Source organism: Streptococcus infantis (assembly GCF_019929665.1).
GTDB lineage: Bacteria > Bacillota > Bacilli > Lactobacillales > Streptococcaceae > Streptococcus > Streptococcus infantis_H.
Genome location: NZ_JAHZPZ010000004.1, coordinates 102167 through 111218, shown reverse-complemented (window position 1 = coordinate 111218; position 9052 = coordinate 102167). Strand labels below are relative to the sequence as shown.

The following is a 9052-nucleotide window of genomic DNA, read 5'->3' as shown; positions in this document are numbered from 1 at the left end:
ATCCCTCCAAGTTTTTCGATTATTTAAAGCGGTAAGTGATACGTCCACGTGTCAAGTCATATGGACTCATTTCAACAGTAACACGATCTCCCGCTAAAATACGAATATAGTTTTTACGAATTTTACCAGAAACTGTTGCTAAAATCTGATGTCCATTTTCAAGTTCAACCGTAAACATTGCATTCGGCATCGTATCGACTACTTTGCCTTCAACTTCAATCACATCGTCTTTTGCCACGCAAAAGTACCTCCCTAAATTTCGATTTGATGCCTCTAGACACAGAGACAACAATTATAAGTCAGACTAACTCAGTATAACATTTGTCAAGACATTTTGCAAGCCTGAAAAACGCTTTTATTTCAAATTTGTCAATACCTTTTCGATATCTTTAAAGACATCATTGATATCTTGGTTCCCTTCGATATCATGTACTAGACCTTTAGCACGATAGTGAGCGATGATTGGTTCACCTTGAGCAATATTGACATCCAAACGACGTTTTACTGTCTCAGGTTTATCATCTTCACGTTGGTAGTAATCTTCCTCTTTGTAATCAACTGGTGGGTTGAATACTTTATGGAAAGTTTCGCCAGTTTCACGGTGAATGATACGACCACTCAAACGTTCAAGTAGGCAAGATGGATCTACTTCGATGTTGATAACACCTTCAAGTTTAATTCCAAGTTCAGCCAATGTTTTATCTAAGGCATGAGCTTGCTCAATTGTACGTGGGTATCCATCCAACAAGAAACCAGTTTCTTTAATATCATTTTGAGAAAGACGTTCTTTAACAATTCCATTTGTAACTTCATCTGGAACCAATTCGCCTTTATCGATATAAGACTTAGCTAATACACCCATTTCAGTTTGGTTAGCCATTGCTGAACGGAACATGTCACCTGTTGAGATGTGGGCAACGTGAAACTGTTCAACAATTTTCGCTGCTTGTGTCCCTTTACCTGCACCAGGTAAACCCATAATCAAAAGATTCATGATTCAAACTCCTTTTTTGTATTTAAATAGAAGCAAAAATTCATTTCAACTCCTATTTAAAAACAAAATAGAAGAGAGGAGATAAAAATCTGACAATGTCTTTGATTTTTACACTCCACTCTCTGAGCAATAGTGAATTTTATTTTCTATTACAATTATTCTGTTGTATCTAAGAAACCAACATACTTACGTTTCAATAGATAACCTTCCAATTGTTTAATTCCTTCGATACCTGTAGAGATAATGATTAGCAAACTTGTTCCCCCAAAAGCGACAACTTCTGAAAGACCAAATAAATCTTTAGCTACAATAGGTAGAATAGAAATCACACCTAGGAAGATTGATCCGACTGTTGCGAGACGACGAAGAAGTTTTGACATATATTCTTCTGTCCCTTTACCAGGACGGACACCATGGATATAAGCTCCACTCTTTTGTAAATTTTCTGCTGCTTTCTCTGGATTGATCTGTACAAATGTATAGAAGAATGTAAAGAGAATAATCAACAGAGCATACAAAGCAACACCTGTTGGGGTTGAAGTAGATACCAACTCTTGAGCTGTTTTTACCCATTCCCAATTAAGGCCAGACGCACTTACAAATTGTAAAATTGCTGCCGGTGCTGCTGTAATAGAGCTAGCAAAGATAACTGGGATAACCCCAGCAGGGTTAATCTTCAATGGAAGATAGGAGCTTGACGGCGCACCTTGAGCTACCTTTGTATACTGAATTGGAATCTTGTATTTAGCTTGTTCAACATAAGTTGTAAAGTATACAATTAACAAAACAGCAATGATTAAGATGGCAACGAAAATGAGAGACGATGTCAATCGACTACTTGGTACATTGACAAAGTAGTCCACGTAGATCCCCTTAACCATATCAGGAATTGAAGCAACAATCCCTGCAAAGATAATCATTGAAACACCATTACCATATCCCTTATCTGTGATTTGCTCTCCCAGCCAGGTTACAATCATGCTACCTGCTGTTAAGATTCCTCCAATCACAAGGAAAACTTGTGGTGTAAGTGGTACAGTCAAAAGTTTAGCTCCAGACAGAGCGTTAAAACCAGCAGTAATACCGACTGATTGAACAAATGCTAGCACTAGTGCAATGTATCGAGTCGCTTGGTTTAACTTTCTACGACCAACTTCCCCTTGTTTGCCCCACTCCACAAACTTTGGTAATAAATCCATTTGCAAGAGTTGGACGACGATTGATGCTGTAATGTAAGGGCTAACTCCAAGAGCAAAAACTGAAAAGTTTTTCATAGCATTCCCTGACACCAAGCTCAACATATTCAAGAAGGATAGACCACTCAAAGCGTCCAAGCTGTTTGCATTTACCCACGGAACAGGGATACTAGTACCAATACGAAAAACAAACACGATAAAAATTGTAAATAAGATTTTTGATCGAACTTGCTTAACTTTGAGTGCTTCTCTCAATAATTTAAAAAACATAGGTCACCTCACTTAGATGACTTCAACTGAACCACCTTTAGCAGTGATAGCTTCTTCAGCTGATTTAGAGAACTTAGCAGCTTTAACAGTCAACTTCTTAGTCAACTCACCGTTACCAAGAATCTTGATACCTGATTTTTCAGATTTAACAATTCCTGATTCTACAAGTACCACTGGAGTTACTTCAGCACCGTCATCAAAGGCGTTCAATTGGTCAAGGTTAACAATCGCATACTCTTTAGCGTTGATGTTAGTAAATCCACGTTTTGGAAGACGACGGAACAATGGAGTTTGTCCACCTTCAAAACCAAGGCGTACTCCGCCACCGCTACGAGCTTTTTGACCTTTTTGACCACGACCAGATGTTTTACCGTTACCTGATGAAGTACCACGACCAACACGGTTACGAGTTTTACGAGAACCTTCTGCAGGTTTCAATTCATGAAGTTTCATTATATATTTTCTCCTCTTTTGTAAAATGCTAGCGCCGATAAGAGAGAAAAGGTTGTCTCTCCTATCAACTCGCCTATACTGAGTCATCTAAGATGACTATATCTAGTTTTAGGGGATGGTCTTATGCACATCCCCTAAAACTTTATTAGTTTACTTCTTCAACTGTTACCAAGTGAGATACTGCAGTGATCATACCACGGATAGCAGCGTTATCTTCTTTAATAACAGAGCTGTTCAATTTGCCAAGTCCAAGTGCTACAACAGTTTTACGTTGTGATGGAATGCGTCCGATTGGAGACTTAGTCAAAGTAATTTTAATTTGAGCCATTTTATCCCCTTTCTTATGCCAAATCAGAAACTGAAATACCACGAAGGGCAGCAACTTCTTCAGCGCGTTTCAATTGTTTCAAACCTTCAACAGTTGCACGAACAATGTTGATTGGAGTGTTAGAGCCAAGTGATTTAGATGTAATATCTGCCACACCTGCCAATTCCACAACGGCACGAACTGCACCACCTGCGGCAACTCCAGAACCTTCTACAGCTGGTTTCAACAATACTTTAGCTCCACCGAATTCTGAAAGAACTTCATGTGGGATTGTTGTTCCAACCATAGGAACTTCGATCAAGTTTTTCTTAGCATCTTCTACTGCTTTGCGGATTGCTTCTGGAACTTCTTGAGCTTTACCAGTACCAAATCCTACACGACCATTGCGGTCACCAACAACTACAAGAGCTGCGAAACGAAGACGACGTCCACCTTTAACAACTTTTGTAACACGGTTAACAGCAACTACGCGTTCTTCAAGTTCTACTGCATTGTCTTTAAATGCCATTTTCTAGTGTCCTCCTATTAGAATTTCAATCCGTTTTCACGAGCTGCATCAGCCAAAGCTTTCACACGTCCGTGATATAGATATCCACCGCGGTCGAACACCACTTCTGAAATACCTTTAGCACTTGCACGTTCTGCAACGAGTTTACCGACAGCAACGGCTTGTTCAGTTTTAGTTCCTTTTGAAACTTCTTTGTCAAGAGTTGAAGCACTTGCGAGCGTTACACCCGCTACGTCATCAATCACTTGAGCGTAGATGCCTGTATTAGAACGGAATACGTTCAAACGTGGGCGATCAGCAGTTCCAGAGAGTTTTCCGCGAACGCGACGGTGGCGTTTTTGGCGGAGTTTGTTTTTATCTGGTTTAGAAATCACAGTTTTCACCTCTTTAATTTTAAATCGTGTGCTATGCACAAAGTTGGCAATGAGGTTGGTGGTTGAAAATCAACCACTCAACATTATTTACCAGTTTTACCTTCTTTAAGACGAACATATTCGCCAACGTAACGGATACCTTTACCTTTGTATGGTTCTGGTGAACGAAGGCTACGTACGTAAGCAGCTGTTTGACCAACTTTTTCTTTTGAAATTCCGCTGATAACGATAGTCGTTGGGTTTGGAAGTTCAAAAGTAATTCCTTCTGGAGCTTCAACTTCGTCTGGATGTGATTTACCAACAGCCAAAACAAGTTTGTTTCCTTGAAGTTGTGCACGGTAACCAACCCCACGCATTTCAAGTTCTTTCTTGAATCCTTCTGAAACACCAATAACCATGTTGTTCAAAAGTGCACGAGTAGTTCCGTGGATAGTTTTCATTTCTTTTGAATCGTTTGGACGGTGAAGAGTTACTTCAGTACCTTCCACACGGATTTCAATATCTTTTGAGAACTCACGAGTAAGTTCTCCTTTAGGTCCTTTTACAGTTACAACGTTGTCATTGTTAGTGAGTTCAACACCAGCAGGCAACACGATAACTTTATTACCAATACGTGACATGTTTTTATTCTCCTGTTAAATTGTCAGGCCATAAAGGCCAGTTTTCACGGGGTTTAAGATACTTGTTTAGTTCAAGAGCTGAACTGAACACGCTCTAAGAACTGTGTATCTTGATTTGAGTTCGAGCTAAGAATTTGGTGAAAAAGATAAGTTTGTCTTGGAGCATCGCTCCTGCTACAAACTTCCTATTTTCACTGCATTCTTTTAACGCTCTCACATCATCAATTACCAAACGTAAGCGATAACCTCACCACCAACATTCTTTTGGCGAGCTTCTTTATCAGTAAGCAAACCTTCAGAAGTTGAAAGGATAGCAATTCCAAGTCCGTTAAGAACTTTTGGAAGATCTTCACGTTTTTTGTAGACACGAAGTCCTGGTTTAGAAACGCGTTTCAAGTTAGTGATAACTCGTTCACCGTTTGCTCCGTATTTAAGGAATACACGGATGATGCCTTGTTTGTCATCTTCGATGATTTCTACGTTCTTAACAAAACCTTCGCGTTTAAGGATTTCAGCAATCCCTTTTTTGATGTTTGATGCAGGTACTTCAAGTACTTCGTGTTTTGCTTGGTTAGCGTTACGAATACGAGTTAGGAAGTCTGCGATTGGGTCAGTCATAACCATTTTATTTTTCTCCTCTTACTAGTAGTTTGCAAGTTGCACTTGCTAGTTAATGATTGAGCTGGGCTCAGATAGTATTGACACATTCAAACAAGATAATCTCTTTTGAACACGAGCTACAACCTGGGCAAAAAAGATAGATTTGTCTTGGAGCACCGCTCCTGCACCAAATCTCCTATTTTTGCTGCAGTTGTTACGCTCTTTGTATCATGATATTACCAAGATGCTTTTGTTACACCAGGGATTTGACCTTTATATGCCAATTCACGGAAGCAAACACGGCAAAGTTTAAACTTGCGGTAAACTGAGTGTGGACGTCCACAACGTTCACAGCGAGTGTATGCTTGAGTAGAGAACTTCGCTGGGCGTTTGTTCTTAGCAATCATAGATTTTTTAGCCATTAGTTATACCTCCTATATTATTTTGCAAAAGGCATTCCAAGGCCTGTAAGCAATGCACGTGACTCTTCGTCAGTGTTAGCAGTGGTAACGATAACGATGTCAAGACCACGAGTTTTGTCAACGTCATCAAAGTTGATTTCTGGGAAAATCAATTGCTCTTTCACACCAAGTGTGTAGTTTCCGCGTCCGTCAAATGATTTTGTTGGAACACCGTGGAAGTCACGTACACGTGGCAGTGATACTGAAACCAATTTATCCAAGAATTCGTACATACGTTCACCACGAAGGGTAACTTTTGCACCGATCGCAACACCTTCACGAAGACGGAAGCCGGCGATAGATTTTTTAGCTTTAGTGATAAGTGGTTTTTGACCTGAGATAAGCGCCAATTCTTCAGCAGCTTTTTCAAGGCTTTTAGCGTTTGATACTGCTTCACCAACACCCATGTTCAAAACGATCTTATCCACTTTAGGAACAGCCATCACTGATGAGTAGTTAAATTGTTCTGTCAAAGCAGGAACTACTTCATTAAGATATTTTTCTTTTAAACGATTTGCCATTATACTTCTCCTTTCCTTCGTGATTAATCAAGCACTTCGCCTGATTTTTTGTTGTAGCGAACTTTTTTACCGTCTACAAATTTGTAACCAACACGACCAGCTACACCATTTTTGTCCAAAACTTGAACGTTTGATACGTGGATAGCTGCTTCCTTCTCGATGATACCACCTTGAGGAAGTTCGTTAGTTGGACGTTGGTGTTTCTTAACGATGTTAACACCTTCAACGATAACTTTGTTTACTTTTGGAAGGGCAGTAAGGACAACAGCTTCTGTTCCCTTATCTTTACCAGCGATTACGCGAACTTTGTCGCCTTTTTTTACAAACATTTTTTTCTCCTTTTATTCTTACGCCCAATGGGCACCCTGGCTAAGCCAGGGGACTGTGTTTGTTTTTATTGATTAAAGTACTTCTGGAGCAAGTGACACGATCTTCATGAAGCCACCTTCACGCAATTCACGTGCAACTGGGCCAAAGATACGTGTTCCGCGAGGAGTTTTGTCGTCACGGATGATAACTGCTGCGTTTTCGTCAAATTTGATGTATGAACCATCAGCACGACGAGCACCTGATTTAGTACGAACGATAACTGCTTTAACAACGTCACCTTTTTTAACCGCACCACCAGGAGTAGCTTGTTTTACAGATGCCACAATAACATCACCGATGTTTGCAAATTTACGTCCTGAACCACCAAGAACTTTGATAGTCAAGATTTCGCGAGCACCGCTGTTGTCTGCGACTTTCAAACGAGTTTCTGTTTGAATCATTTCAGTTTTCTCCTTTCAGGTTTGATTAGATGATGACCGCTTCTTCAACAACTTCTACAAGACGGAAACGTTTTGTAGCTGAAAGCGGGCGAGTTTCCATGATACGTACGATATCGCCTTCTTTGGCAACATTGTTTTCATCATGTGCTTTGTATTTTTTAGAGTAGTTAATACGTTTACCATAGACTGGGTGGTTACGTTTTGTTTCAACTACAACTGTGATTGTCTTGTCCATTTTGTCAGATACAACACGTCCAACAAGAACTTTACGATTATTGCGTTCCATTGAAATTTCTCCTTCCCTAGTCTATTATTTCGCTTCAGATTGAACTGTTTTGATACGAGCGATTTGTTTTTTAACTTCTTTCAAGCGAGCTGTTTGTTCTAATTGACCAGTAGCAGCTTGGAAACGAAGTTCGAACAATTCTTTTTTCAATTCGTTTTCGCGCTTCGCGAGTTCTTCTTGAGAAAGACCACGAAGTTCTTTAACAAATTCTTTTACTTCATTAAGTTTCATGCCTTCTCCTTATTCTGCTTCACGTTTTACGAATTTACATTTAACTGGCAATTTGTGGCTTGCAAGACGAAGTGCTTCGCGAGCAACTTCTTCAGATACACCAGCAACTTCAAACATTACTTTACCACGTTTAACTGGTGCTACCCAACCTTCAGGCGCCCCTTTACCAGATCCCATACGAACCCCGATAGCTTTAGCTGTGTAAGATTTGTGTGGGAAGATTTTAATCCAAACTTTACCACCACGTTTCATGTAACGAGTCATGGCGATACGAGCAGCTTCGATTTGGCGGTTAGTGATCCAGTGGCTAGTTGTAGCTTGAAGACCGTATTCACCGAATGCCACTTCTTTTCCACCTTTAGCTTCACCGCGCATTTTACCACGGAATTCACGACGGTGTTTAACACGTTTAGGTACTAACATTGGTTATTTACCTCCTTTAGTGTTTTTACGAGCTGGAAGAACTTCACCACGGTAGATCCATACTTTAACACCAAGTTTACCGTATGTAGTATCTGCTTCTTCCCAAGCATAATCGATATCTGCGCGAAGTGTGTGAAGTGGAACTGTTCCTTCAGAGTATCCTTCAGCACGGGCGATATCTGCACCGTTCAAACGACCTGATACTTGAGTTTTGATTCCTTTAGCTCCAGCACGCATTGCACGTTGGATTGCTTGTTTTTGTGCACGACGGAAAGCAACACGTTGCTCCAATTGACGAGCAATTCCTTCACCAACAAGGTGAGCATCCAAATCAGGTTGTTTGATTTCGATGATGTTGATGTGTACTTGTTTTCCAGTCAATTTGTTAAGTTTTGCACGGAGTGCATCAACGTTAGCACCACCTTTACCGATAACCATACCTGGTTTAGCAGTGTGAAGCGAAACGTTAACTTTGTTTACTGCGCGTTCGATTTCAATAGTTGAAACTGCTGCGTCAGCAAGTTCTTTTTGAACGAATTTACGGATTGCAAGATCTTCATGAAGGTAATCCGCGTATTCTTTTTCAGCATACCATTTGGCATCCCAATCACGGATGATGCCGACACGCATACCAATTGGATGTACTTTTTGACCCACGATTTTACCTCCTTATTTTTCTGCAACAGCTACAGTGATGTGAGCTGTACGTTTGTTGATTGGTGAAGCTGAACCTTTCGCACGTGGACGGAAACGTTTCATAGTTGGTCCTTCGTTTGCGAATGCTTCAGATACTACCAAGTTAGCTTTATCCAAACCAAAGTTGTTTTCAGCGTTAGCTACAGCTGAGTTCAAAACTTTCAAGATGATTTCAGCAGCTTTGTTTGGAGTGAATGTCAAAATTGCGATTGCATCGGCTACGCTTTTACCACGGATGTTGTCAAGAACAAGACGTGATTTACGAGGTGAAACACGTACTGTGCGAGCCATTGCTTTAGCTGAAGTAATTTCTGCCATTTA

At 40.3% G+C, this 9052-nt stretch carries 18 protein-coding genes; all 18 read right to left on the bottom strand.

The features are described from left to right. Positions 1-19: 19 nt before the first annotated feature. A complete protein-coding gene (infA, locus tag K1I61_RS07580; protein WP_001029883.1) occupies positions 20-238 on the bottom strand; it encodes a translation initiation factor IF-1 in 219 nt (72 codons plus the stop codon). A gap of 117 nt (positions 239-355) precedes the next feature. Continuing rightward, complete coding sequence (locus K1I61_RS07575; protein ID WP_223334478.1) at positions 356-994, bottom strand: adenylate kinase; 639 nt, start codon at positions 992-994, stop codon at positions 356-358. 155 nt (positions 995-1149) lie between these two features. Then, on the bottom strand, positions 1150-2460 hold the full coding sequence (gene secY, locus K1I61_RS07570; protein WP_223334476.1) for a preprotein translocase subunit SecY: 1311 nt from the start codon (positions 2458-2460) through the stop codon (positions 1150-1152). Positions 2461-2472: 12 nt separating this feature from the next. Continuing rightward, the gene (rplO, locus tag K1I61_RS07565) at positions 2473-2913 is read right to left on the bottom strand and encodes a 50S ribosomal protein L15 (protein WP_004251104.1); all 441 of its coding nucleotides are present in this window, start codon (positions 2911-2913) and stop codon (positions 2473-2475) included. A 145-nt stretch (positions 2914-3058) separates the two neighbouring features. Beyond that, entirely contained in the window at positions 3059-3241 is a 183-nt protein-coding gene (rpmD, locus tag K1I61_RS07560; RefSeq protein WP_000057241.1) for a 50S ribosomal protein L30, read from the bottom strand. A gap of 13 nt (positions 3242-3254) precedes the next feature. Next, on the bottom strand, positions 3255-3749 hold the full coding sequence (rpsE, locus tag K1I61_RS07555; protein ID WP_004251100.1) for a 30S ribosomal protein S5: 495 nt from the start codon (positions 3747-3749) through the stop codon (positions 3255-3257). A 17-nt stretch (positions 3750-3766) separates the two neighbouring features. Then, the gene (gene rplR / locus K1I61_RS07550) at positions 3767-4123 is read right to left on the bottom strand and encodes a 50S ribosomal protein L18 (protein WP_004251098.1); all 357 of its coding nucleotides are present in this window, start codon (positions 4121-4123) and stop codon (positions 3767-3769) included. 83 nt (positions 4124-4206) lie between these two features. After that, a complete protein-coding gene (gene rplF / locus K1I61_RS07545) occupies positions 4207-4743 on the bottom strand; it encodes a 50S ribosomal protein L6 (protein ID WP_016466460.1) in 537 nt (178 codons plus the stop codon). A gap of 225 nt (positions 4744-4968) precedes the next feature. Beyond that, positions 4969-5367, bottom strand: a complete 399-nt coding sequence (gene rpsH, locus K1I61_RS07540) for a 30S ribosomal protein S8 (protein WP_004251095.1) — start codon at positions 5365-5367, stop codon at positions 4969-4971. Positions 5368-5579: 212 nt separating this feature from the next. Continuing rightward, positions 5580-5765: a type Z 30S ribosomal protein S14 gene (locus tag K1I61_RS07535; RefSeq protein ID WP_001085699.1), complete on the bottom strand. Its 186-nt coding sequence runs from the start codon at positions 5763-5765 to the stop codon at positions 5580-5582. 17 nt (positions 5766-5782) lie between these two features. Next, positions 5783-6325 (bottom strand): 50S ribosomal protein L5, encoded by a 543-nt coding sequence (gene rplE / locus K1I61_RS07530; protein ID WP_000013542.1) that lies wholly within the window; start codon positions 6323-6325, stop codon positions 5783-5785. Positions 6326-6348: 23 nt separating this feature from the next. Then, positions 6349-6654, bottom strand: coding sequence for a 50S ribosomal protein L24 (gene rplX, locus K1I61_RS07525; protein WP_000497691.1), 306 nt, complete (start codon positions 6652-6654; stop codon positions 6349-6351). A 72-nt stretch (positions 6655-6726) separates the two neighbouring features. Further along, positions 6727-7095, bottom strand: coding sequence for a 50S ribosomal protein L14 (rplN, locus tag K1I61_RS07520; RefSeq protein WP_002928796.1), 369 nt, complete (start codon positions 7093-7095; stop codon positions 6727-6729). A gap of 25 nt (positions 7096-7120) precedes the next feature. Further along, positions 7121-7381, bottom strand: a complete 261-nt coding sequence (gene rpsQ / locus K1I61_RS07515) for a 30S ribosomal protein S17 (RefSeq protein WP_000440801.1) — start codon at positions 7379-7381, stop codon at positions 7121-7123. 24 nt (positions 7382-7405) lie between these two features. Beyond that, complete coding sequence (gene rpmC, locus K1I61_RS07510) at positions 7406-7612, bottom strand: 50S ribosomal protein L29 (protein WP_000772918.1); 207 nt, start codon at positions 7610-7612, stop codon at positions 7406-7408. A 9-nt stretch (positions 7613-7621) separates the two neighbouring features. Next, positions 7622-8035 (bottom strand): 50S ribosomal protein L16, encoded by a 414-nt coding sequence (gene rplP, locus K1I61_RS07505; RefSeq protein WP_002928793.1) that lies wholly within the window; start codon positions 8033-8035, stop codon positions 7622-7624. Between the two features lie 3 nt (positions 8036-8038). Next, on the bottom strand, positions 8039-8692 hold the full coding sequence (rpsC, locus tag K1I61_RS07500) for a 30S ribosomal protein S3 (protein ID WP_000529936.1): 654 nt from the start codon (positions 8690-8692) through the stop codon (positions 8039-8041). Between the two features lie 12 nt (positions 8693-8704). After that, a complete protein-coding gene (gene rplV, locus K1I61_RS07495; protein ID WP_000818137.1) occupies positions 8705-9049 on the bottom strand; it encodes a 50S ribosomal protein L22 in 345 nt (114 codons plus the stop codon). Positions 9050-9052 lie beyond the last annotated feature (3 nt).

Bases quoted from the DNA above. Each gene is read 5' to 3' on its own strand.
- K1I61_RS07575 (WP_223334478.1), bottom strand. From the start codon at position 994: ATGAATCTTTTGATTATGGGTTTACCTGGTGCAGGTAAAGGGACACAA.
- secY (WP_223334476.1), bottom strand. From the start codon at position 2,460: ATGTTTTTTAAATTATTGAGAGAAGCACTCAAAGTTAAGCAAGTTCGA.
- rplO (WP_004251104.1), bottom strand. From the start codon at position 2,913: ATGAAACTTCATGAATTGAAACCTGCAGAAGGTTCTCGTAAAACTCGT.
- rpmD (WP_000057241.1), bottom strand. From the start codon at position 3,241: ATGGCTCAAATTAAAATTACTTTGACTAAGTCTCCAATCGGACGCATT.
- rpsE (WP_004251100.1), bottom strand. From the start codon at position 3,749: ATGGCATTTAAAGACAATGCAGTAGAACTTGAAGAACGCGTAGTTGCT.
- rplF (WP_016466460.1), bottom strand. From the start codon at position 4,743: ATGTCACGTATTGGTAATAAAGTTATCGTGTTGCCTGCTGGTGTTGAA.
- rpsH (WP_004251095.1), bottom strand. From the start codon at position 5,367: ATGGTTATGACTGACCCAATCGCAGACTTCCTAACTCGTATTCGTAAC.
- K1I61_RS07535 (WP_001085699.1), bottom strand. From the start codon at position 5,765: ATGGCTAAAAAATCTATGATTGCTAAGAACAAACGCCCAGCGAAGTTC.
- rplE (WP_000013542.1), bottom strand. From the start codon at position 6,325: ATGGCAAATCGTTTAAAAGAAAAATATCTTAATGAAGTAGTTCCTGCT.
- rplX (WP_000497691.1), bottom strand. From the start codon at position 6,654: ATGTTTGTAAAAAAAGGCGACAAAGTTCGCGTAATCGCTGGTAAAGAT.
- rplN (WP_002928796.1), bottom strand. From the start codon at position 7,095: ATGATTCAAACAGAAACTCGTTTGAAAGTCGCAGACAACAGCGGTGCT.
- rpsQ (WP_000440801.1), bottom strand. From the start codon at position 7,381: ATGGAACGCAATAATCGTAAAGTTCTTGTTGGACGTGTTGTATCTGAC.
- rpmC (WP_000772918.1), bottom strand. From the start codon at position 7,612: ATGAAACTTAATGAAGTAAAAGAATTTGTTAAAGAACTTCGTGGTCTT.
- rplP (WP_002928793.1), bottom strand. From the start codon at position 8,035: ATGTTAGTACCTAAACGTGTTAAACACCGTCGTGAATTCCGTGGTAAA.
- rplV (WP_000818137.1), bottom strand. From the start codon at position 9,049: ATGGCAGAAATTACTTCAGCTAAAGCAATGGCTCGCACAGTACGTGTT.